A 22,311-nucleotide genomic window follows, 5' to 3' on the forward strand; every position below is an offset into this window, starting at 1 on the left:
AAGGCACCTTGCTCTCCTTGCAAAGGGCCGAAAGTGTAACCCATGTCTCCGGAATGAACTGTCACCCATCTCTCGGGAAGGGCAGCCCTGCGGGCTTCGGGTGGCAGGCCACCCGGAACCGAATCTGGGCGTAGGAGTGTCGCCCGAAGCTACGAAGTAGCGTAGGGGGACCGGAACGAAGCAGGATGCCCTCCGAAGCTTCAGCGTAGAGGCTGCCGCTAGGCAACAAGGCCTTGCCTCATTTGGTTTACCTCTTCGATCGGGACTGGATGCCCGGTGAGGAAGCCCTGCATCAAATTTACCCCCAGGCGCTGCAGCAATATGTACTGCTCCTCCGTTTCGACGCCCTCGGCGAGCACGACATGGCCCAGATTGCGAAGCAGCCCGACCATGTCCCGCAACAGGCTCAAGCCACGAGACGTCTGGCAATCGTGGAGGAAGCTGCGATCGATCTTGACCACGTCGAATTTGAAGCGGCGGAGCCATGTCAAGCCGGCAAATCCCGTTCCGAAGTCGTCCAGCCAGATCTGAACGCCGAGTTTTCGCAGCCGCTCCACGTTTCTGACCGCTTGCGCCTCCAGAAAGATGTCACTGCCTTCGGTGATTTCGATGGCCAGTTTCTGGGGCGCAAGGCCGTGCCTGCCAAGGATTTCGGTGATCCGGAGTGAAAAGTTGGGAGCCTTGAGCTGAAGAACGGATACGTTCACCGTCACGACCGAGCCCAATCCGTATTCCGCCATGTCACCGCAGGCTCGATCGATCAGCCATGTACCCAGTTCCACGATCGCTCCGGTCTGCTCGGCAACGGGTATGAATACGGACGGACTGATCATGGTGCCGTCGAAGTCGCATACACGCATCAGACTCTCGTGCCCCAGCACGCGGCCCGACGCCAGCTCGCGAATTGGCTGGTAAGCGACAGAAACGAGCTGGTTGGAAACTGCCACCTTCAGCAGTTCTGAAAGATTTTCGCCGGAGCGATCCTGGCTGGTGGCGTGCGGGTCGTAAATCGTGAACGTAGCCCGACCGGCAAACTTGGACGCGTAGAGCGCGCGGTCAGCTTCCTGCAGCAGGATTCTAAGCTCTATGCTCTGATCGGCGCGCGTCAACGACGCCCCGGCACTGATCGTTACGATGTTGAGCTTGTCGCCCCGATCAGGGTGGTAGATATCCAAATCCTCTACAGCGCGACAGAATTTCTTCGTTATCTCATGAAGGTGAGCCCGCCCGGTGACCTTGCAGAGAATGACGAATTCTTCTCCGCCATAGCGGGCCGCGATGGCGTTGTTGGCAGCCGCCATCTCGGAAAGGACATGGGCGAGTTTGATCAGGCAATCGTCGCCGGCCTGATGACCAAGTCCGTCATTGAACCTTTTGAAGTAGTCGACGTCGATCAGAATGAGGCCTATCTCGTCGTCGTCCGCGGCCCAGTCTTCGCGCAGCTCCGAGAATTCTCGAATGATCGCCCTGCGGTTCTTCATTCCCGTGAGCGGATCGGTGTCGGCGATTTCAGTTAGCTTTTGCCCCTTCTTGATAGCAGCCTGCTCCTGGAATTGTGCCCGAAGCGCGTGCAGGAAAGTCTGGTACCGCTCCAGACTCAGCCGCCACGAAAGATAAAGCGACAAGACGAGGCAGTTCACGAAATAGGCCGACAACACGACCCGACCGGCGATGTCGGCCTGAAGGGAGAACATCGCGGCGTACACAAAGCTTGCGGCGACCGTCGCGGAGGCAAGGGCTGAAAGCCAAAAACGGAAGTTGAAGAACAGATTCGCACCCAGGATGAACACGGTGCCAAAAACCATGAAATGGGAGAGGGCATCCTGATGCTCTGTTCCAACAGCGGAGACGAGCCACCCAAGGGCACCGGAGACAATCGCCAGCGCTGCTACAAGGTGCAAGGTGGCAAGGGCAAAGCCCCGTCGGGCGACAAATTCGACAAGCGCCAGGGAAGTGATCCCTAGCGTAACGCGCGTCAAAACAAGCCGGCCGGCGACATCCGGAAAGAGAAACCAATCGAAAAGGCCATAGGCCACATAGCTGAATACAGCAGCCGCAATACCCCATCGCACAAGGCTGCGATTCTCATCGGCATCCTTCTGCAGGAACAGTGTCAGGAGTTCCGGATCGGCGGAATGCCACCGCGGACGTCCAATCGCTGCCGCCACCTTCTGGGCAACGTCCTCGCTCAGTTGCATCGCAACGCTCCTCCGCGATCTGCAGTAGCGAATGCAACAGCCGACGTCGCCTGCGGTTGGGGAATGAAGACGTCCCTGTCCGCAAGAAAAGTCAGATGTCGCTAACCGAGGGTAAACGGGCGGTTCGGATTTAGCCAGTTTGCAGGATTGATGGCCGTTCCGTTGATTAAAATTTTACTAAAATTTTATTAAAATTGTTAGCGTTGGTTAGCGGCGCACCTATGCTGCTGGCCGGGGACCGGGGCGGTAAACCGGAGAGTAAACGGCATGCCTATCAAGCCAAAACTGCAGCTCGACCAATACAGCCTGGTCACCACCAGGCTGATGACGAAACATGTTGCGACCTCCGAAGAGGCGGCTGACTCCGACGAGTTGAGGGACAGCACGGCCCAGCTCGCCCTGATACTGGACCTTGCTCATCAAGCCTTTGCGCGAAACAAACCGGCCGCCCCCGTCGTCCATCGTTTGGCGGGGCGACTCCACAAGCTCCGCCGGCAGGTTGCTCCCGCGGTCTGGCAGAAACTCGTTCCTTTGGCTCAGCAGCATCGGGTCGCGGAATATTTGCTCCAAGACCCGTTCACGCGGTGGTCGGTCGAAAAACCGCGCGGGTATTCAGGCGATGCAGGCCTGCTGGATATTTACTACAAGCATCCGATCGCCGACGAGATCGTGGCCTCGTCGACCTTACTTGGTCGGCAAATTTATGCGTACACCAGTGAAGCTGCCAGTTCGGTGGCGGGGCGCGAGCGGCGGGATATTCTGGCCAGGACCGTGGACGAGACGGCCAGCAGTGTGGAAAAGGCTGAGGTGTTGGCGATTGCCTGCGGCCACCTCAGGGAAGCCGAACGCTCCGATGCGTTGGCCAGGCATAAACTGCAACGTTGGATCGGCCTGGATCAGGACCCCGTCAGCGTAGCCACGGTGAACCACGACTTTGCCGGCACGGCAGTCGAGGCAGTCCAGGGTTCCGTACGCGGCATCCTGCGCCGCGCCTACGCCCTTGGCACATTCGATCTCGTCTACGCATCGGGGCTTTACGATTACCTGCCGCGTGCCATCGGCATCCGCCTGCTTCAAAGAGCCATGGAACTCGTCAAGCCCGGTGGCGAATTCCTGTTTGCCAATTTCAGCGACGAGATAACGACGGATGGTTACATGGAGACTTTCATGGATTGGCCGCTCATCCTACGTTCGGCCGACGATATGTGGGACATCATCAATGCCGCCCTCGGCGGGAGTCCTTTCGACGCGAAAGTCTACTATGGCTCGAACCGGAATATCGTTTACGGCAAGGTGAGGAAGGGCGATCTCTAACTAGGCGCGGGAATCGCGCGCGCATCCCCGTAACAAGGTAGGTCTGCCATGACGAGGCCATGCCTTCGCCGGCTTTCCGGCGACGGGCGAGCAGGTCGTCCGGGCTGCGGGCGGCCTACGCCGTGTTCGTTCTGCTTGCCGCCATACAGATGTGGCGGCGGTTCCAGCAGCACGACGGTGCTGCCCGCTCGGCGGGCTGCGTCTGGCCGTTTTGCTGGCACTGCCGCTGATCGCCAGGCTGTCGGTCGTGCAATGCAACGCGACTGGCCGGCCTGATCAGGCCTCGAAATAGCGGGCACGATCGAGATCGGCGATGAGCCCCGGCCCGGTCGGCTGCCATCCCAGCGCAGTGCGGGTCTGCTCACTTGACGCCGACAAGTCCCTGCCGATGAAATGCCCGAGAAAGCCGAAATGCGCAGCCGCGTCCTCGGGGCCTATGGAAACCACCGGCAGGCCGAGCCGGCGGCCGATGATCTCGGCGATCTCTTTGCTCGCCACGCCCTGTTCGGCAACCGCATGATAGCTGACGCCGCCCGCCCCCTTCTCCAGCGCCAGCCTGTACAGGGTGGCGGCGTCGAACCGGTGCACCGCCGCCCAGCAATTTGCGCCGTCGCCGACATAGGCCGAGACGCCCTTTTCACGCGCAATGGCAATCAGCATCGGCACGAAACCGTGATCGCCCTCGCCATGGACGGTCGGCGCCAGCCGCACCGTCGATGCGCGCACCCCGCGCGCTGCGAGCGCCACGGCCGTTGCTTCCGAAGCGCGCGGCATGGCGGCCGATGGAGGCGCGGGTTTGTCGTCTTCGGTTGCCGGCCTTCCCTGCGCAAAACCGGCGAGGCCGGAGGTGACAAGCAGCGGCCGCTCGGAACCCTCGAGCGCCGCGCCGAGCGTTTCGATGGCGCGCTGGTCAACTGCGCAACTGGCGGCGAATCTCGAAAAGTCGTGGTTGAAGGCCGTGTGGATGACGCCATCCGATTGGGTAGCGCCGCTGCGCAGGCTGTCGAAATCCTCGATATCGCCGCGATGCGCCTCGGCACCCGCGGCCACGATCGACTCCGCACCTGCTTCCGACCGCGCGAGGCCAAGCACCTGATGGCCCGCCCCGAGCAATTCCCGCACAACAGCCGAACCGACAAAACCGGTAGCCCCGGTAACGAACACACGCATGATGATTTCTCCTTGGTTTTTGTCGAACGCCGTACAGGCAGCCCGTTGCGAAGGAGCTAGAAGTTTGAGATCATACGATCTATACTGTAAAATCCGAGATATCTTCGCAATCGTCCGAGAACGCTCATGGATCCGCTGTCAGACGTGCTGTCGCTACTGAAGCCGCGCAATTACCTGTCGGCTGGGCTGGAAACCGGTGGCGACTGGGCGATCCAGTTTCCTGACCAGCAGGCCGCCATCAAATGCGGCGCCGTGGTGTCCGGCCGATGCTGGCTGTCGGTCGAGGGCGTCCCTGACGCGGTGCGGCTGGACGTGGGCGACTGCTTCCTGTTGCCGCGCGGCCGGCCTTTCCGCCTTGCCAGCGATCTCGGCCTGCCGACGGTCGATGCGCGAACGATCTTTTCACCGGCGCGGACCGGCGGCATCACCGTCCATAATGGCGGCGGCGATTTCCTCCTGGTCAGCAGTCGCTTCACGCTGTCCGGCGACCATGCCGGCATCCTCTTGCGGATGCTGCCGCCCATCGTCCACATCCGCGGCGAGAGCGACCATTCGGCGCTTCGCTGGCCGGTGGAGCGGATGATGCAGGAATTGCGCCAGCGGCGTCCCGGCGGCTTTCTCATCGTCGAGCACCTCGCCCACATGATCCTGATCGAGGCCTTGCGCCTGCATATGACCGCGCAAGGCAATGTCGGCTGGCTGTTCGCACTCACCGACAGGCAGATCGGCGCGGCGATCGGCGCCATGCACGAGGACCCGGCGCATGGCTGGACATTGCAGCAACTGGCGGAGCGCGCCGGCATGTCGCGATCGACTTTTGCGCTCAGATTCAAGCAGACGGTCGGGGCCTCACCCCTGGATTATCTGACGCGCTGGCGCATGATGCTGGCCGGCGACAGGCTGATGCATTCCGGCGATCCGGTTTCCGTCATCGCGCTGGCGCTCGGCTACGAATCCGAAAGCGCCTTCAGCACGGCATTCAAGCGCGTCATGGGCTGTTCGCCGCGGCAGTACAGCCGCCGGGAGCCGGACCTGACTGCGCAGGCCGAACGCGAAGCCGCCTGAGGCGGCGATCCGAGCGCCTTGATTACCTTGCCCTTAGAGGCTGTAGCGCGAACGAAACTCGGTGAACGACATCGCCAGATGGTTCTCGTCCACATGGCCGGTGATTCCGTCCACACTGCGCGAGTCGAGTTGTAGCGGGCGAGCCAGAGCGGACAATTGCCGAAGCCGCTCGGATTTCCCAGCGCGCTTCGACCGCTGCGGCCCTTCTGCTCAAATCGATCCCTTGCTTGCTCCATGGCATGCGCTTGACAATCGACTGATTCGCAACCCTTCGGGGATATAAGTATTCCAGTTAACTTAGGGATAATCGGCAGGAGGAACTAGATTTCAGACGCTCAATTGGCACGAGCAAAATCGCGTTTTTCATGCTTTCAGAATGACTTGCTCGCGTGCTGGCGGTTAACCGGCACCAACTTCTCCGATTTCCTTGCCTCTACGGCTGGGTAGCGCAATAGGGTTAATTGCGCGATTGCTAATATGCCTATATCTTAGGCGGCGCGGGGGGCCTCATATCTTCCCGCAGTGGCCGGTGCGGTGAAGCCCCACAAGCATGCCCAACCTGCACCGGCCATTCCCTATCTTTTCCAAGAGCTTCCGTGAAGCCTCTAGGACGCGTCGCGTTTCGGCGATGGTCGATTGCAGGGAGTCCAGTTGGCTCTCCGCTCGGAGCTGGCTACGGCGGGCGCTTTCAATGAACTGGTGGTCAGGTTCCCACCGGTCTTTCATCGGGCTTAGCCTCTCTACAGACGAACGAACTTGTCGAGATGCAGGCGTATCCGCTGGCCCTCAGCATAGGACAGCGCAAACGGTTCAATCACGAATGATCGGGTAATTTCCTGGTCTTCCTTGGCCACAGGAACGGACCATCCGCCGCCGGCTTCGACCACTTCCACGCAAGGCAATGCTTTGCGGATTGGACCCACGTTTCCACCACAGCCTCTATACGAAAAGCAATGGTAACCTCGAGTTTTATACTCCCGTCGAAAGCGGGTTTTCAACAACAAAGATGGTCTGAATCATACCATTCGGGTCAGCGGATAGCGGCTGCCGAGGTAGCGTCTCCAAGGCCGAGAAAACCGCCATCCGCGCGCAACAGCGGGTTTCCATAGTCACGGCTACATCCGAAGAATCGACCGCATAGATTCAGGAATGTGTGTTGTCGTCACGGTTCCATACAATTTAGAAGGCCATTCCCCTACGGCTGGGTAGCGCCAAAATGAAAGGATAAGCGGGCGGGCAAGTTGAAGGCGTACTGATGCCGGATCGGGCTTTGGTCCAGCAAAACCCTTTCAGCCTGGCGTCTCGGAAAGGTGCGCGGCAATGGCGCTCACAAAAGCCTTGCCGAACTCCTTGAGTTTGGCGGCGCCGACGCCATTCACTTCGGCAAAATCGTCGAGGTCTTGCGGACGACGCTCGGCCATGTCGATCAGTGTACGATCCGAAAACACCACATAGGCCGGCACCTGGCGTTCCTTGGCCAGCCGCAGCCGCACCGTCTTGAGCGCCGCGAGCAGCGACGCATCGACATTTTCGCTCTGAGGGCTCTGCCCGGCACGAGCCGCGCGGCGCGCGGCGCGCGTGCGCATCTCGACCCGATACTGGAACGGCACCTCGCCCCGGCCGAGTGCGTGGCCCTTGTCCGCGATGGCCAACCCGCCATGGCCGGCCGGGTCCGGCATCAGGAAACCGTTCGCGACCAGCTGGCGAATCATAGATTGCCAAAAATCCTTCTTGTGCGCGGCGCCATTGCCGAAGGCTGCCAGCCTGTGATGCCCCCTTGCCGCGATCTTTTCAGTCTCGTGGCCGATCAGGATGTCGATGACATGGCCGGCGCCGAAGCGCTCGCCGCTCTGCGCCACCGCCGCCAGGATGAGGCGCGCCTCGGCGGTGCCGTCGGCGCGCGGCGCCTGTTCCAGGCAATTGTCGCAATTGCCGCAAGGGACCGCCTCTTCACCGAAATAACCGAGCAGCACCTGGCGGCGGCACTCGGCCGTCTCGCAATAGCCGATCAGCGTATCGAGCCGGCCATGCGAGCGACGCTTGTGTTCGACAGCGGCGTCCTCGTCGTCGATGAACATGCGGCGCATGCGGATGTCGCCAAGGCCGTAAAGCATATGCGCCTCCGCCGCCCGGCCGTCGCGACCGGCGCGGCCGATTTCCTGGTAATAGGCTTCGAGGCTGCCCGGCAGGTCGGTGTGGAAGACATAGGCGACATCAGGCTTGTCGATCCCCATGCCGAAGGCGATGGTCGCCACCATGACGACGCCCGACAGGGTCATGAAGGCGTTTTGATTCGCATCGCGCGCCTCCTTGCTCATCCCGGCGTGATAGGCGAGCGCGGTGACGCCGTTCTTTTCGAGGAATGCCGCCATCTCTTCGGTCTTCTTGCGCGACAGGCAGTAGACGATGCCGCTGCGCCCCTGATGGCGCTCGATGAAGTTGAGCAACTGCCGCTTGCTGTCCTGCTTGGGCTCGATGGCAAGCTTGATGTTGGGCCGGTCGAAGCCAAGCACCTGCGTTTCGACACGCCCGCCAAACAGCCGTCTCTCGATGTCTGCCCGCGTCGTCTCGTCCGCCGTCGCCGTCACCGCAATGATCGGTACGTCGGGAAAGATGCCACGCAGCTGCGACAGGTCTTCATATTCGCGCCGGAACGCCGGCCCCCACTGCGAAATGCAATGCGCCTCGTCGATGGCGATCAGGCTGACATCGAGCCTGGCAAGCGCATCCAGCATCCGCTCGGTCATCAGCCGTTCCGGCGCGAGGTAGAGCAGCCGCGTCTGGCCCGACGCGACGCGGCGCCATGCCGCGACATTGGCATCACGATCGATCGAGGAATTGATCGTATCGGCGGCGACGCCGGCGAGGCGCAGTGCCGCGACCTGATCCTGCATCAGCGCCACGAGCGGCGAAACGACAATGGTCAGCCCACCCTTGACCAGCGCCGGAACCTGGTAGCACAGCGATTTGCCGGCACCCGTCGGCATGACCGCCAGCACGTGGCGGCCGCCAAGCAGCGCCTCCATCACTGCGGCCTGTCCGGGACGGAAATCGTCGAAACCGAACACGTCCTTGAGGACACGTCGTTTGGGATCGTGCGTCGGTACGCTCGTCGTCGATATCTGCATCACTGATGTTTTCGATCGGCCGCCCGAAGCAGCGGCGTGGACAGAACGATTAGCGCAGCCCCTGCGTGACCACAACAAGCAGCAGCAACACCCCACCGGCGATCGACCTGGTTGGCATCGTTAAACCTATCTTCACCATGTTGCGGCACCGTCAAACCCTGCGGCGATGTTTCGAGTACCGCTGCGCCACGAGCGCACAGGCAACAGCCCGCGCCTCCCCAGGAGGCGCGGGTTTCCTGTTTCTGGAATTGCCGAAAAGGTTCAGGCCAGGAAATCGGCGCGGTGCGGGGTAAAGCTGTCGACCAGGCGCCCGGCCTCCAGCGCCTTGACGCCGTGCACCAGATTGGACGGCACGATGAAGCTGCCGCCGGTCTCGATGGTCGCGGTGCGGCCGTCGATGGTCACCTCGAAGCGACCTTCGGCGACATAGCTGGCCTGGACATGCGGGTGCGAATGCAGTGCGCCGACGCCGCCCTTGTCGAAGCCGAACTCGACCATCATCAGCTCATCGGTGGAGACGAGAACGCGGCGTCTGTTGCCGTCCGGCGTCGGCGTCCAGGCGCTCTCGCCGGGCTGTGCGAAAATCTTGGCTTCAATCATGACCATCTCCTCATCGCGCCAGCCAGCCGCCGTCCACGGGAACCACCGCGCCATGCATATAGTCGGACGCTGGCGCCAGCAGGAACACGGCGGCATCGCCTATGTCTTCCGGCCCGCCCCAACGTCCCGCCGGGATGCGTGCCAGGATGGCAGCACTGCGGTCGGGATCGGCGCGCAACGCCTCGGTGTTGTTGGTTTCGATATAGCCGGGCGCAATGGCGTTGACGTTGATGCCTTTTGCCGCCCATTCGCAGGCAAGCAGCCGGGTTATGCCGAGCGCGCCATGTTTCGACGCGGTGTAGGACGCGACACGAATACCGCCCTGGAAACTCAGCACCGAGGCGATGTTGACGATCTTGCCGCGCTGCCCGGAATCGGCCAGCACGCGCCTGGCAAAACCCTGGCTGAGGAAGAACAGCGTCTTCAGATTGACGTCGATGACGTCGTCCCAATCGGCCTCGGAGAAATCGACCGCATCGGCGCGGCGGATGATGCCGGCATTGTTGACCAGCCCGTCGATCGGGCCGGTCTTCTCCCACACCTGGTCGAGCATGGCCTTGGCGGCAACATGATCGGCAAGATCGCATCGCACCGCCTCGAACTGGCCACCGGCTTCCGCGACTTGTCTTTCCGTGTCGTCCATCGCCGAGCGGCCGACACCGATGACGGTGCCGCCGGCGCGCGCGATCGAGACGGCGATGCCTTGGCCGATGCCGGTGTTCGCGCCGGTGACCAGGATACGCTTGCCGGCCAGGCTGAAGGAGGAAGGGCCGCTCAACGCAATTCACCCAGCGGCACCGGGTCGACATCGGTGTAGTCGACATTGTCGCCGGCCATCGCCCAGATGAAGGCATAGTTCGAGGTGCCGGCCCCCGAATGGATCGACCAGCCCGGCGACAGCACCGCCTCCTCGTTGGCCATCACCAGATGCCGCGTTTCGTCCGGCTCGCCCATGAAATGGAAGACGCGCGCCGTCTCCGGCAGGTCGAAATAGAGATAGGCCTCCATGCGCCGGTCATGCACATGGCAAGGCATGGTGTTCCACACCGAGCCCGGCGCCAGTTGGGTCATACCGACCACCAGTTGGCAGGTCTTGACGCCATCGGCATGGATGAACTGGAAGATGGAGCGTTCGTTGCAGGTTTCCTTGCTGCCGAGATCGAGGCGCTTGGCATCGCCAATGCGGATCAGCCGGTTGGGATGGGTGTGATGCGCAGGCGCGCTGAGCAGATAGAATTTGGCCAGTGCGCCCTCATCGGCCGATGCGAACGAAACGTCGGTGCTGCCCATGCCGAGATAGAGCATGTCGCGCGCCTGCAACTGGTGGGCCTCGCCATTCGCCGTCACCGAGCCGGCGCCGCCGATATTGACGATGATCAACTCGCGGCGATCGAGAAAATTCCTGGTCCCCGTTGGCTTGATCGCTTCCAGCGGCAGCGCTGTCCCTTCCGGCACGGCGCCGCCGACGATCATGCGGTCATAATGGGCATAGGTCAGGCTGACGCGTCCCGGCTGGAACAGGTCGTCAATATGGAAGTTGTGCCGCAGTTCGTCGGTGCCCATAGAAGCCGCGGCAACCGGGTCGATGGCGAAACGCGAGGTGAAATCGGTATGCGGGTGACTTTGAGACATTACTGCTCCGGCTGAAATGGTTATTCGGATGCCGTCGCCCTGACCGAGTCGGCATAAAAGACCTGGCGGGCGTGCAGGCGCTCGCGGTAGCGCTGCTGGCTGGCGGTGAGATGGGTGCGCATCGCCTCGCGCGCGGCTTCGGCGTCGCCTGACGTGATCGCATTCAGGATCACCAGATGCTCGCGCTGCAGCCCGCGCTGATAGCTGTCGGATTGCACAAGTTCCGTCGACCAGGGCGAGGTCACGTCGCAGGGAATGGCGCGGCGTCCGAGCACATCGAGCATCTCGACATAGAACGGGTTGTTGGTGGCGCTGGCGATTGCCCGGTGGAAGGCGAGATCGGCCGGACCGGTCGGCTCGCTGTTGAGAAGCAGCCGTTCGAATTCGAAGAACGCTTCCTGGATCGCTGCTTCCTGCGCGGCGTTGCGGCGAATGGCGGCGAGCCCGGCCGATTCGATTTCGACGGCCAGGCGCACTTCGAGCACATTGAGCGCGATGGAATCCTTGCTGCCCATGTCGGCGGCGAGCGCGCCGAACATCGTTGAGATGTGCTCGGTGACGAACACGCCTGCGCCCTGGCGCGCCTCGACCAGCCCGTCGGCGGCGAGCTTGGCCAGCGCTTCGCGGATGACGGTGCGGCTGACGCCGAAGGTCTCGGTCAGCTGGCCCTCGGTCGGCAATTTGTGGCCGGGCAGGATCTCGCCCGCCTGCAACTGCTTGCGGATCGCCGCAACGACGGTCTCCGACAGTTTGGGTTTTCTCTCGACCCTGAGATCAACAGCGCTATCCGATGCCATATCGCACCCCTGTTTGAAGACGCCTATTTGAACACGCTCGGCAACCAGAGCGAAATCGCCGGAATATAGGTCACCAGCCCCAGAACCACGATGCCCGCGCCATAGAACGGCCAGATCGAGCGCATCGCTTCCCAGACCGTAATCTTGCCGACGGCACAGGCGACGAACTGCACCGTGCCGACCGGTGGCGTGTTGAGGCCAATGCCGAGATTGAGGATGGTGATGACGCCGAAATGCACGGGGTCGACGCCGTAATGGGTGACCAGCGGCAGGAAGATCGGCGTGCAGATGATGATCATCGGCCCCATGTCCATGAAGGTGCCGAGCAGCAGCATCAAGACGTTGAGCAGAAGCAGCACCACCAGCGGATCGGTGGAGATGGCGTTCATGCCTGCGATCAGCAACACCGGCACTTTGAGATAGGCCATCAGCCAGCTGAACGAGGCCGCCGTGCCGATGATCAGCAGCACCATTGAGGTCGTGCGCACCGCGCCCTTTGTGGCATGGACGAAATCGCCCCAGGCCATCGACCGGTAGACGAAGACGGTGACCAGCAAAGCGTAGATGATGGCGATGCAGGAGCTTTCCGTCGCCGTGAAAATGCCCGAGCGAACGCCGCCGAAGATGATCCCGATGAGCAGAAGTCCGGGGATGGCGATGACCGCCAGCTGGCCGACACGCGAGAAGCCGGGAAAAGCCTCGACCGGGTAGCCGCGGCTGCGGGCGACGAAATAGGCGGTGACCATCAGCGAAGCGGCGAACAGCAGACCAGGCAGGATACCGGCGGTGAACAGGTCGGCGATCGAAATCTTGCCGCCGCCGGCGATCGAATAGATGATCATGTTCTGCGACGGCGGCAGAAGCAGCGCGATCAGCGCCGCCATCGAGGTGACGTTGACGGCATAGTCGGCTCCGTAGCCGCGCGCTTTCATCTGCGGGATCATCAGCCCGCCGACGGCAGCGGCTTCCGCCACAGCCGAGCCGGAAATGCCGCCGAACAACGTCGCGGCGATGATGTTGACCTGACCGAGCCCACCGCGGACATGACCGACCAGCGAGCCGGCAAAGGAAACGATGCGCTGCGCGATGCCGCCGCGCACCATCAGGTCGCCGGCAAAGATGAAGAACGGGATCGCCATCAGCGAGAACGCCGACATGCCCGACTTCAATTGCTGGAACACCACCAGGGGCGGCAGGCCGAGATAAAGCACGGTGGCGAAGGACGCCGCACCCAGGCAAAAGGCGATCGGCGTGCCGGCAAACATCAAAAGCGTGAAGACGCCAAACAGGATCCAGAGTTCCATCTAGGCCTCCTGCACGGCCGGCATTTCCGGCACTTCTTCGAGATTGATATCCTTGTCGATGTCGGCGCCGGACCAGCGCAGCGCGATGCGTTCGGCCGAGAACAGGCAGATCAGAAAGCCGCCGGCAACCAGCGGCAGATAGTCGAAACCGCCGGGAAGTTCGAGCGCCGGGATGACAGTGTGCCAGGTCAGCCCGACCAGCTTGCAGCCGTACCAGACCATGCCGAAGCCGAAGCCGAACGCGATCAGGTCGGACAGGGTGCGCAGCGCCCATTTGCTGCCCTTGGGCAGGATATAGAGCAGCACGTCGAAGCCCATATGGTAATTCTCGCGCACGCCGACGGCAGCGCCCAGGAAGATGAACCAGTTCATCAGCATGATGGCGGTGACTTCGGTCCAGCTCGGTGACGCGTTGAGCACGAAGCGGGAAAACACCTGGTAGGCAACAAGCGCGGTCATGGCGACCATCCCGATGCCCGCGAGATAGAGCGCACCGTCGCAAATCTTCGAAAGCACCGCGCTGAAGCGCGGTGGCGCTCCGCTCCTGGCCGTTCCCGCAGTCATCCGATCCTCCCGGTCTTTCCGTCCCCTAAAAGCGATTGGCGGGGCGGCGCCATGCCGCCCCGCCAGAAAATCACTTGGTCGCCTGGATGCGCGTCGCGAGGTCCTTGAGCTCCGGCGTCTTCAGATACTTGTCGTAGACCGGCTTCATCGCATCGATCAGCGGCTGCTTGTCGATCTCGCTGACCTTGACGCCGGCCTTCTCGACGATCTCTCGCGACTTCTTCTCCTGCGCGTCCCACAATTCGCGCATCTTGACGACGCTATCCTTGGCCGCCTGCTTGACGATCGCCTGGTCTTCCGGCGTCAGTCTGTCCCAGCTCGATTTCGACATCACCAGCACTTCCGGCACGATCTGGTGCTGGTCGACGGTATAGTGCTTGGCGACTTCGTAGTGCTTGGCGGATTCGAAGCTGGGCCAGTTGTTCTCGGCGCCGTCGATGACGCCGGTTTCGAGCGCCGAATAGACCTCGCCATAGGCCATCGGCGTGGCGTTTGCGCCAAGCGCGTTGACCATGTCGACGAACACGTCGGACTGGATGACGCGGAACTTCATGCCTTTCAGATCGGCGATCGAGGTGATGTCCTTCTTGGTGTTGTAGAAGGAACGGGCGCCGGAATCGTAGAAGGCAAGGCCGACCAGATCATGCGTCTCGAAGGCCTTGAGGATCTCGTCGCCGATCGGCCCGTCCATGACATGGCGCATGTGCTCGACCGAACGGAACATGTAGGGCAGCGACGGCACCGCGGTTTCCGGCACGATGCCGTTGAACGGACCCATCGAGACGCGGTTCAGATCGATGACACCGGTCTGCGTCTGCTCGATCGTGTCTTTTTCCTCGCCGAGCTGCGCCGAATGATAGACCTCGACCGAATAGCGGCCGGCGGTGCGCTCCTTGATGAGCTCGCCGAGATATTTGACCGCCTCGACGGTCGGATACCCGTCCGGATGGGTGTCGGCCGAGCGCAGTACGGTCTGGGCGCCGGCAACGCCGATCATCAGCGAGCCGAAGGCGAATGTGGCTGCCATCAGTTTTGAAAAATGCAACATGACTGTCTTCCTCCCTTTTAAAATTCCACGCGCCCGGCTCACAGCCGGTACGCCTTCTTGGCAAGCGTGTAGGCAAGCTCCCGCGCCAGCTCATGCGCCTCGTCCTCACGCAGCCGGTGCTCGGCGACGAGACGGGCGAGAAAGGCGCAGTCAACCCGGCGCGCCACATCGTGACGGGCGGGAATCGACGGAAAGGCACGGGTGTCATCGTTGAAGCCGACGGTGTTGTAGAAGCCGGCGGTCTCGGTGGTCATCTCGCGGAACCGACGCATGCCTTCCGGACTGTCGTGGAACCACCAGGCCGGCCCGAGCTTCAACGCCGGATAGACGCCGGCCAGCGGCGCCAGTTCGCGCGCGTAGCTGGTCTCGTCGAGCGTGAACAGAATGATGGAGAGGTCGCGCTCCAGCCCGACGCAGTCGAGCAAGGGTTTGAGCGCCGCGGCATAGTCGGTGCGGGTCGGAATATCGAAGCCTTTGTCGCGGCCGAATTTTTGGAAAACACCAGGCGAGTGGTTGCGCCAGGAGCCGGGATGGATCTGCATGACCAGCCCGTCGTCGCGGCTCATCTTGGCCATTTCGGTCAGCATCTGGGCGCGAAACAGCTTGCGCTCGCGCTCGTCGTCCGAGCCGCGGCGGATGCGGTTGAACAGCTCTTCCGCCGCCGCATCGGAAAGATTGGCGGTCTCGGCCGTCGGATGGCCGTGGTCCGACGAGGTTGCGCCGAAGCTTTTGAAGAAGGCGCGGCGCTGGCGATGCGCGTCGAGATAGCCGGCCCATGTGCCGGTGTCGCAGCCGGCGATCTCGCCCAGACGATCGAGATTGGCCGAAAATCCTTCGAAGTCGGGATCGACGACGGCATCCGGCCTGTAGGCAGTGATGACGCGGCCCTGCCAGCCGCTGTCGCGGATCGTCTTGTGCCATTGGAGATCGTCGAGTGCGCCCTCGGTCGTCGCGATGACCTCGATGTTGAAGCGCTCGAACAGCGCGCGTGGGCGATAATCGTCGCGCTGCAAAAGCGCCGCGATGGTGTCGTAATGGCGGCTAGCGGTGCTGGCGTTGAGCGGCTCTTCGATGCCGAACAGATGCTCGAGCACATGGTCGAGCCACAACCGCGTCGGCGTGCCGCGGAAGAGGTAATAGTGCTCGGCGAAGCGCCGCCAGATCGCCCTGGGATCGGTCTCGACCGGCGAGCCGTCGAGGGTCAGGACGCCGAGATCTTCCAGCCGCACGCCCTGGCTGAACAGCATACGGAAAATGTAGTGGTCGGGCACCACCAGCAATTGCGCGGGATCGGGGAATGGCTCGTTGAGCGCATACCAACGCGGATCGGTGTGGCCGTGCGGGCTGATGATCGGCAGGTCCTTGATGCCGGCATGGAGATCGCGCGCGATCGACAGCGCGCGCCCTTCGGCGGCAAAAAGCAGATCCGGATCGGTCAGTCCCGCCACGTCGTTCCTCCCAGGGGCGATATCGGTAGGATTGGAAAGAAATAATGTCAACATACAAAAACTGGATTGTTGTATGATGACTTTTAACCGGCGTCAGGTCATTGTGCGGCGGAAGAGCGGATGTTACGCCGCTAGCAGATCCCGCCCCGCACACCATCCAGCGACAAGCCGCGCCCAACAAGCCAAGCCATGACCAGCAGACGCCTTTCCAACGCAACAGTGCAATCCTTGCCGGCCTCGGTCGCGGTCCCCCCCTATGATCGCGCCAGTGTCGCCCCAGGCATCGTCCATCTCGGCGTTGGAGCCTTCCACCGTGCCCATCAGGCCGCCTATGTCGATGACTGCCTAGCGGCCGGCGAGACCGGCTGGGGCATTGTCGGCGTCTCGCTGCGCAGCCCCGACACGCGCGATGCGCTGACGCCACAGGACGGGCTCTACACGCTGGCGGTGCGCGGCAGCGATGGCGAAGCGCTGCACATTATCGGCTCGATCCAGTCGATGCTGGTCGCGCCGGAAGACCCCGGCGCGGTGCTGGCCGCGCTGACCGACCCGCGCACCCGCATCGTCACCCTGACCATCACCGAAAAGGCCTATCTCAGGGCCGCCGACGGCAGCCTCGACGAAAACCATCCCGATATCGTCCACGATCTGGGCAATCCCGGATCTCCCAGGACAGCGCATGGATTCCTGGCGGAAGCGCTGGTGCGACGCCGGGCCGCCGGCACGCCGCCCTTCACCGTGCTTTGCTGCGACAACCTGCCGGCCAATGGCGCCACGCTGCACCGGCTGCTGGTCGGGTTTGCAAAACTGCGCGATGCCGGCGCTGCTGCTTCAGGCGACGCTGCCCTCGCCGGTCATATAGCCGATGACGTTGCATTCCCATCGAGCATGGTCGACCGCATCGTGCCGGCAACCACCGATGCCGACCGGGCGCGCATCGCGGTCGAACTCGGCCTCGAGGACGCCTGGCCGGTGATGACCGAACCGTTCCGGCAATGGGTGATCGAAAACAGGTTTCCAGCCGGCCGCCCGGCCTGGGAGAAATTCGGCGTCACCATGGTCGAGGATGTCCGGCCGTTCGAGGACATGAAGCTTCGGCTGCTCAACGGCGCCCATTCGGGCATCGCCTATATCGGCCTGCTCAGCGGCCACGTCACCGTCGACCGCGCCTTCGCGGATCCCGCGATCCGCGCGTTCGTCGACCGGCTCTGGGCCGAGGCCATCCCGACATTGCCTGGGGATGCCGGGCTCGACACGTCAGCCTATACGGCCGAACTTGCCGAACGTTTCTCCAACACCGCGCTGGCCCACCGCACCGCGCAGATCGCCAATGACGGCAGCCAGAAATTGCCGCAGCGCATTGTCGCTACCGCCATCGAGTGCATCCAGGCCGGCCTGGTCCCGGAGCATCTGACGCTGGTGATCGCCGCCTGGATCGCCGCCTGCGAGGCGCGCGGCAAGGACCTGCCGGAAGCCCACTTTACCGATCCGCTCGACGCGGCGCTGGCGGCGCTCGACGAACGACGGATGCTGGAACGAGTAGCGGCGGTGTTCGACTGGGCCGGCTTCGCCAGCGGCAAGCCCGAGCGGCAGACGCTGATCGAACTGGTCGCCGCTCATCGCGAGCATATCCTGCAAGGCGGGATCGTGCTTGCGCTCTCAGCGCTCGGCATACCGGAGCCGACAAACGTAGGCTGAAGCTGGTCCGGAACCGCCCATTTCAAGCCTATTGTCCCGCCGGAGCGTCCAGCCTCTGCCGCGACGAATACTCCGTGCCTTGCGAATTCCAGAACAGTCGCACTGCCTTGCCGACCAGGTTTTCGGCAGGAACGAAGCCGACACTGAGCCGGCTATCGGAGGAATTATCCCTGTTGTCGCCAAGCACGAAATAGTGGCCTTCGGGCACGTCGAACACCCGCGTGTTGTCGGTTATTGAATTGTCCGTAAGACTGATGACGGAATAGGAAACGCCGTTGGGGAGGGTTTCACGTTGCAGTCTGGCGCTTTGGGGAGAGTCCTCGGAGCTGTACGGACCAACATCCTCGAGTTTGACCGCCACACCATTGATGCGAAGGATTCCGTCGACCATCTGGATTTTGTCGCCCGGCAGTCCAACGACCCGCTTGACGTAGTCGATGCTCGGATCCGCTGGAAATTTGAACACCACAATATCTCCGCGCTTCGGCTCGGCGGCAAAGATCCGGCCTTCGAAGGGCAGCAGCCCAAGAGGAACACTGTAGCGGCTGTAACCATAGGCAAACTTCGAGACGAAGAAATAGTCGCCGAGTTCCAGCGTTGGTGTCATGCTGCCTGCCGGGGTCGAAAACGGCTGGAAGAGGAATGTGCGGATCGCTAACGCGGCTCCGTAGGAGGTCAGCACGGCCAACAGCAGCACCGAAAGGCCGTGTGAATACCACCGGTTCGGTCTGTATCGTGACGCGAAAGGCACGACGAGCGCTACCCACAGGACCATGAGACCTAAACTGGAGAGATCCACCAGCCAGGCGAGATCGACCCCCGGCAGAACCGGGAATCCCACATATGTCAGCGCAATGCTTATGGCGCTGATCACCACCAGGCTGGCAACCGCCGGCCGGCCGGCGCCGATCCAAAGGAACCCGCCGAACGGACCGCCAAAGGCCGCGATCAGCGCCGTCGTCCACCGGGATCGCGAGGCCGCTTCCGGTTGCGTTGTCTGTTCCGTCATCGGCCACCCCAAATCGATAGACAGCCGGACTGTCGAACAACCAGAAAGCAGGGGCAAGCCCCGATCCGACTGTACCGCCGCAGCCAAATCGCGGTTCCGCCGGCGCCATCGCCTAATACAAGCTCATCTCGCCCTGACTGGCAGCCGGCATGCCGCCACCCGATCTGATCATGCTGGCTGCCCGCCCTGAAATCCCGCCAAGGCCCTGCGCCTATGCGAGACGATCCAGGATGGCGGCCGCAACAAAAAAGCCGGGCTGAGCCCGGCCTTTTCTTCAAGTCATTCTGCGGCTTACGCCGGCAGCAGCGCGCCTTCGAGCGTGGTAAGCTGGCTAAGGAACTGCTCCGCCTTGCTGCGGCTCTGGTCGTCCTTGGCGTCGGCGGCGTCTTCCTTGGCTTCCTGGATGCGGCGGGCGAGATCGGCGCGGTCGATATCGCCGACGGCGACCGCCGATTCGGCGAGCAGCGTGCAGCCGGCAGGGACGATGTCGGCAAAGCCGCCGAACACCACATAGCGCTCTTCCTTGCCGCCGGCGGTCTTCAGCGTGACGACGCCCGGCTTGATCGTGGTCATGACTGGCGCATGGTGCGCCATGACTGTCATTTCACCTTCGGCGCCTGGAATGACGACGGACTCGACCTGCTCGGAAACCAGGAGGCGCTCCGGCGAGACCAGTTCGAACTTGAAAGCTTCAGCCATGTCAATTTAGTGAGTAGGGAATAGTGAGTAGGGAGTAGGGAGAGGACAGCTGTCCTGATCACCCGGCCGCTATTCACTACTGACTACTGACTACTCCCTATTGCCTTGATTACGCTGCTTCAGCCGCCAGGCGCTGAGCCTTCTCGACCGCTTCGTCGATGCCGCCGACCATGTAGAAGGCGGCTTCCGGCAGGTGATCGTAGTCGCCGTTGCAGAGGCCCTTGAAGCCCTTGATTGTGTCGGCGAGGTCGACCAGCTTGCCCGGCGCACCCGTAAACACTTCGGCGACGAAGAACGGCTGCGACAGGAAGCGCTCGATCTTGCGGGCGCGGGCCACCGTCTGCTTGTCCTCTTCCGACAGCTCATCCATGCCAAGGATGGCGATAATGTCCTGCAGCGACTTGTAGCGCTGGAGGATCGACTGCACCTGGCGGGCGACGGCATAGTGCTCCTCGCCGACGACCAGCGGATCGAGCATGCGCGAGGTCGAGTCGAGCGGATCGACGGCGGGGTAGATGCCCTTTTCCGAGATCGCGCGGTTGAGCACGGTCGTCGCGTCCAGGTGGGCGAACGAGGTCGCAGGCGCCGGGTCGGTCAAATCGTCGGCCGGCACGTAGATCGCCTGCACCGAAGTGATCGAACCCTTGGTCGTTGTGGTGATGCGTTCCTGCAGCGCACCCATGTCGGTGGCCAGCGTTGGCTGGTAACCCACGGCCGAAGGAATACGGCCGAGCAGCGCCGACACTTCAGAACCGGCCTGCGTGAAGCGGAAGATGTTGTCGACGAAGAACAGCACGTCCTGGCCCTGGTCGCGGAAATATTCGGCGACCGTCAGGCCGGTCAGGCCGACGCGGGCACGCGCGCCCGGCGGCTCGTTCATCTGGCCATAGACCAGTGCCGCCTTGGAGCCTTCGCCGCCGCCCTTCTTGTTGACGCCGGACTCGATGAACTCGTGATAAAGATCGTTGCCCTCGCGGGTGCGCTCGCCGACGCCGGCGAAGACCGAGAAGCCGCCATGCGCCTTGGCGACGTTGTTGATCAGCTCCTGGATCAGAACCGTCTTGCCGACGCCGGCGCCGCCGAACAGGCCGATCTTGCCTCCGCGGGCGTAGGGCGCCAGAAGGTCGAGCACCTTGATGCCGGTGATCAGGATCTGCGCTTCCGTCGACTGTTCGACATAGGTAGGCGCCGGCTGGTGGATGGCGCGCATCTCGATGCCGTCGACCGGGCCTTCTTCGTCGACCGGCTCGCCGATGACGTTGATGATGCGGCCGAGCATGCCCGGGCCGACCGGAACGGTGATCGGCGCGCCGGTGTCATAGACGTCCTGGCCGCGAACCAGGCCTTCGGTGGAATCCATGGCGATGCAGCGCACGGTGTTTTCGCCCAGATGCTGGGCAACTTCGAGCACCAGGCGGTTGCCGACATTGGAGGTTTCGATGGCGTTCAAAATGGCCGGCAGATGATCGCCGAACTGCACGTCGACGACGGCGCCGATGACCTGGCGAACCTTGCCGATGGCGCCGGTCTTCTTGACGGCAACGCTCGTCGTCTTCGCTGCCGGGGCCGCGGCCTTGGCGGGCGCGGCCGCCTTCTTGGCCGGAGCGGCCTTCGCCGCTGCTGCCGGAGCCTTTGCGGCCGCTTTGGGGGCCGTCTTCGCGGGGGTCGCTGCTTTCGCCATCGTCTTTACCCTTCTCGTCCTTTGTTTCTCACGCTCCATCAGAAGGTCGATGACCTCCTGGCGGTCGCGCCTAGAGCGCTTCGGCGCCCGAAATGATTTCGATCAGTTCCTTGGTGATCTGCGCCTGCCGCTGGCGGTTATAGGTGATCGACAGTTTGTTGATCATGTCGCCGGCATTGCGCGTTGCATTGTCCATGGCGCTCATTTTGGCGCCCATCTCGCCGGCTGCGTTTTCGAGCAGCGCGCGGAAGACCTGGACCGAGATGTTGCGCGGAATGAGGTCGGTGAGGATCTCGCCCGGCTCCGGCTCGTATTCGTAGACGGCATTGCCACCGGCGGTCGCTTCGGCGGGAGCCGAAGCCACGCCGGCAGGAATGATCTGCTGCGCGGTCGGAATCTGGCTGATCACCGACTTGAACTGCGAATAAAACAGCGTGCAGATATCGAAGCCGCCTTCGCCGAACAGATGGATGATCTTACGGGCGATCGCATCGGCATTGACGAAGCCGAGCTTCTTCACATCGCGTAGGTCGACGCGGTCGATAATCAGCGAGGCATAGTCTCGGCGCAGAATGTCGAAACCCTTCTTGCCGACGCAGATGATCTTGACCTGCTTGCCGTCGGCCAGAAGCCGGCGGATATGGTCGCGGGCCAGACGTGCGATCTGCGAGTTGAAGCCGCCGCACAGGCCGCGCTCGGCCGTGCAGACGACGAGCAGATGCACATCGTCCTTGCCGGTGCCGGTCATCAGCGCCGGGGCATCGCCGCCGCCGCCGATCGCCTGCGTGATATTGGCCAGCACCGCACCCATCCGCTCGGAATAGGGACGCGCCGCCTCCGCTGCTTCCTGCGCGCGACGCAGCTTCGCCGCGGCGACCATCTGCATCGCCTTGGTGATCTTCTGCGTCGCCTTGACCGAGGCGATACGGTTACGAAGGTCTTTTAATGAAGGCATG

At 62.6% G+C, this 22,311-nt stretch carries 19 protein-coding genes; 3 read left to right on the plus strand and 16 right to left on the minus strand.

Features of this window, described 5'->3' with window-relative positions:
• Nucleotides 1–218: 218 nt before the first annotated feature.
• Nucleotides 219–2,198 (minus strand): putative bifunctional diguanylate cyclase/phosphodiesterase, encoded by a 1,980-nt coding sequence (locus tag NKI96_RS27065; protein WP_023728673.1) that lies wholly within the window; start codon nucleotides 2,196–2,198, stop codon nucleotides 219–221.
• 267 nt (nucleotides 2,199–2,465) lie between these two features.
• Here NKI96_RS27065 and NKI96_RS27070 point away from each other — a divergent pair, with 267 nt between their 5' ends.
• Entirely contained in the window at nucleotides 2,466–3,512 is a 1,047-nt protein-coding gene (locus NKI96_RS27070) for a class I SAM-dependent methyltransferase (protein ID WP_023693167.1), read from the plus strand.
• Nucleotides 3,513–3,788: 276 nt separating this feature from the next.
• On the opposite strand, the gene NKI96_RS27075 is transcribed toward NKI96_RS27070, so the two are convergent.
• A complete protein-coding gene (locus NKI96_RS27075; RefSeq protein WP_023693169.1) occupies nucleotides 3,789–4,682 on the minus strand; it encodes an SDR family oxidoreductase in 894 nt (297 codons plus the stop codon).
• Between the two features lie 126 nt (nucleotides 4,683–4,808).
• Between NKI96_RS27075 and NKI96_RS27080 the strand changes: the two genes are divergently transcribed.
• Complete coding sequence (locus NKI96_RS27080; RefSeq protein WP_023693170.1) at nucleotides 4,809–5,747, plus strand: AraC family transcriptional regulator; 939 nt, start codon at nucleotides 4,809–4,811, stop codon at nucleotides 5,745–5,747.
• Between the two features lie 740 nt (nucleotides 5,748–6,487).
• Here NKI96_RS27080 and NKI96_RS27085 read toward each other — a convergent pair.
• The 10 genes from NKI96_RS27085 to uxaC form a co-directional block, all read right to left on the minus strand.
• Nucleotides 6,488–6,640 carry a hypothetical protein gene (locus NKI96_RS27085; protein WP_023668683.1) on the minus strand — a complete coding sequence of 51 codons (153 nt, stop codon included), beginning with the start codon at nucleotides 6,638–6,640 and terminating at the stop codon, nucleotides 6,488–6,490.
• A 396-nt stretch (nucleotides 6,641–7,036) separates the two neighbouring features.
• The gene (gene recQ, locus NKI96_RS27090; protein ID WP_023684111.1) at nucleotides 7,037–8,875 is read right to left on the minus strand and encodes a DNA helicase RecQ; all 1,839 of its coding nucleotides are present in this window, start codon (nucleotides 8,873–8,875) and stop codon (nucleotides 7,037–7,039) included.
• Between the two features lie 261 nt (nucleotides 8,876–9,136).
• Nucleotides 9,137–9,475 (minus strand): cupin domain-containing protein, encoded by a 339-nt coding sequence (locus NKI96_RS27095; RefSeq protein ID WP_023684110.1) that lies wholly within the window; start codon nucleotides 9,473–9,475, stop codon nucleotides 9,137–9,139.
• A gap of 10 nt (nucleotides 9,476–9,485) precedes the next feature.
• Nucleotides 9,486–10,253, minus strand: coding sequence for a 2-dehydro-3-deoxy-D-gluconate 5-dehydrogenase KduD (kduD, locus tag NKI96_RS27100; protein WP_023684109.1), 768 nt, complete (start codon nucleotides 10,251–10,253; stop codon nucleotides 9,486–9,488).
• Nucleotides 10,250–11,107 carry a 5-dehydro-4-deoxy-D-glucuronate isomerase gene (kduI, locus tag NKI96_RS27105; RefSeq protein WP_023684108.1) on the minus strand — a complete coding sequence of 286 codons (858 nt, stop codon included), beginning with the start codon at nucleotides 11,105–11,107 and terminating at the stop codon, nucleotides 10,250–10,252. The genes kduD and kduI overlap by 4 nt, the downstream gene beginning before the upstream one ends.
• A 20-nt stretch (nucleotides 11,108–11,127) precedes the next feature.
• Nucleotides 11,128–11,904 (minus strand): FadR/GntR family transcriptional regulator, encoded by a 777-nt coding sequence (locus NKI96_RS27110; RefSeq protein WP_023684107.1) that lies wholly within the window; start codon nucleotides 11,902–11,904, stop codon nucleotides 11,128–11,130.
• A gap of 23 nt (nucleotides 11,905–11,927) precedes the next feature.
• A complete protein-coding gene (locus NKI96_RS27115) occupies nucleotides 11,928–13,208 on the minus strand; it encodes a TRAP transporter large permease (protein WP_023684106.1) in 1,281 nt (426 codons plus the stop codon).
• Nucleotides 13,209–13,772 (minus strand): TRAP transporter small permease, encoded by a 564-nt coding sequence (locus tag NKI96_RS27120; RefSeq protein WP_023668678.1) that lies wholly within the window; start codon nucleotides 13,770–13,772, stop codon nucleotides 13,209–13,211.
• A 70-nt stretch (nucleotides 13,773–13,842) separates the two neighbouring features.
• Nucleotides 13,843–14,820 carry a TRAP transporter substrate-binding protein gene (locus NKI96_RS27125; protein WP_023684104.1) on the minus strand — a complete coding sequence of 326 codons (978 nt, stop codon included), beginning with the start codon at nucleotides 14,818–14,820 and terminating at the stop codon, nucleotides 13,843–13,845.
• A gap of 38 nt (nucleotides 14,821–14,858) precedes the next feature.
• Nucleotides 14,859–16,268 (minus strand): glucuronate isomerase, encoded by a 1,410-nt coding sequence (gene uxaC / locus NKI96_RS27130; RefSeq protein ID WP_352787089.1) that lies wholly within the window; start codon nucleotides 16,266–16,268, stop codon nucleotides 14,859–14,861.
• A 189-nt stretch (nucleotides 16,269–16,457) separates the two neighbouring features.
• Between uxaC and NKI96_RS27135 the strand changes: the two genes are divergently transcribed.
• Entirely contained in the window at nucleotides 16,458–17,966 is a 1,509-nt protein-coding gene (locus NKI96_RS27135) for a mannitol dehydrogenase family protein (protein ID WP_023688888.1), read from the plus strand.
• A 28-nt stretch (nucleotides 17,967–17,994) separates the two neighbouring features.
• Here NKI96_RS27135 and lepB read toward each other — a convergent pair whose 3' ends face one another.
• From lepB to NKI96_RS27155, 4 genes are all read right to left on the minus strand, one after another.
• Nucleotides 17,995–18,741, minus strand: a complete 747-nt coding sequence (gene lepB, locus NKI96_RS27140; protein ID WP_032892998.1) for a signal peptidase I — start codon at nucleotides 18,739–18,741, stop codon at nucleotides 17,995–17,997.
• 525 nt (nucleotides 18,742–19,266) lie between these two features.
• Nucleotides 19,267–19,674, minus strand: a complete 408-nt coding sequence (locus NKI96_RS27145) for a F0F1 ATP synthase subunit epsilon (protein WP_023668674.1) — start codon at nucleotides 19,672–19,674, stop codon at nucleotides 19,267–19,269.
• A gap of 109 nt (nucleotides 19,675–19,783) precedes the next feature.
• Nucleotides 19,784–21,355: a F0F1 ATP synthase subunit beta gene (atpD, locus tag NKI96_RS27150; protein WP_023668673.1), complete on the minus strand. Its 1,572-nt coding sequence runs from the start codon at nucleotides 21,353–21,355 to the stop codon at nucleotides 19,784–19,786.
• 70 nt (nucleotides 21,356–21,425) lie between these two features.
• The gene (locus NKI96_RS27155) at nucleotides 21,426–22,310 is read right to left on the minus strand and encodes a F0F1 ATP synthase subunit gamma (RefSeq protein WP_023668672.1); all 885 of its coding nucleotides are present in this window, start codon (nucleotides 22,308–22,310) and stop codon (nucleotides 21,426–21,428) included.
• Nucleotide 22,311: the final 1 nt, after the last annotated feature.

The organism is Mesorhizobium sp. M0292, assembly GCF_040321695.1.
Taxonomy (GTDB): Bacteria; Pseudomonadota; Alphaproteobacteria; order Rhizobiales; family Rhizobiaceae; genus Mesorhizobium.

Bases quoted from the DNA above. Each gene is read 5' to 3' on its own strand.
- NKI96_RS27065 (WP_023728673.1), bottom strand. From the start codon at position 2,198: ATGCAACTGAGCGAGGACGTTGCCCAGAAGGTGGCGGCAGCGATTGGA.
- NKI96_RS27070 (WP_023693167.1), top strand. From the start codon at position 2,466: ATGCCTATCAAGCCAAAACTGCAGCTCGACCAATACAGCCTGGTCACC.
- NKI96_RS27075 (WP_023693169.1), bottom strand. From the start codon at position 4,682: ATGCGTGTGTTCGTTACCGGGGCTACCGGTTTTGTCGGTTCGGCTGTT.
- NKI96_RS27080 (WP_023693170.1), top strand. From the start codon at position 4,809: ATGGATCCGCTGTCAGACGTGCTGTCGCTACTGAAGCCGCGCAATTAC.
- recQ (WP_023684111.1), bottom strand. From the start codon at position 8,875: ATGCAGATATCGACGACGAGCGTACCGACGCACGATCCCAAACGACGT.
- NKI96_RS27095 (WP_023684110.1), bottom strand. From the start codon at position 9,475: ATGATTGAAGCCAAGATTTTCGCACAGCCCGGCGAGAGCGCCTGGACG.
- kduI (WP_023684108.1), bottom strand. From the start codon at position 11,107: ATGTCTCAAAGTCACCCGCATACCGATTTCACCTCGCGTTTCGCCATC.
- NKI96_RS27110 (WP_023684107.1), bottom strand. From the start codon at position 11,904: ATGGCATCGGATAGCGCTGTTGATCTCAGGGTCGAGAGAAAACCCAAA.
- NKI96_RS27115 (WP_023684106.1), bottom strand. From the start codon at position 13,208: ATGGAACTCTGGATCCTGTTTGGCGTCTTCACGCTTTTGATGTTTGCC.
- NKI96_RS27120 (WP_023668678.1), bottom strand. From the start codon at position 13,772: ATGACTGCGGGAACGGCCAGGAGCGGAGCGCCACCGCGCTTCAGCGCG.
- NKI96_RS27125 (WP_023684104.1), bottom strand. From the start codon at position 14,820: ATGTTGCATTTTTCAAAACTGATGGCAGCCACATTCGCCTTCGGCTCG.
- NKI96_RS27135 (WP_023688888.1), top strand. From the start codon at position 16,458: ATGACCAGCAGACGCCTTTCCAACGCAACAGTGCAATCCTTGCCGGCC.
- lepB (WP_032892998.1), bottom strand. From the start codon at position 18,741: ATGGTCCTGTGGGTAGCGCTCGTCGTGCCTTTCGCGTCACGATACAGA.
- NKI96_RS27145 (WP_023668674.1), bottom strand. From the start codon at position 19,674: ATGGCTGAAGCTTTCAAGTTCGAACTGGTCTCGCCGGAGCGCCTCCTG.
- atpD (WP_023668673.1), bottom strand. From the start codon at position 21,355: ATGGCGAAAGCAGCGACCCCCGCGAAGACGGCCCCCAAAGCGGCCGCA.
- NKI96_RS27155 (WP_023668672.1), bottom strand. From the start codon at position 22,310: ATGCCTTCATTAAAAGACCTTCGTAACCGTATCGCCTCGGTCAAGGCG.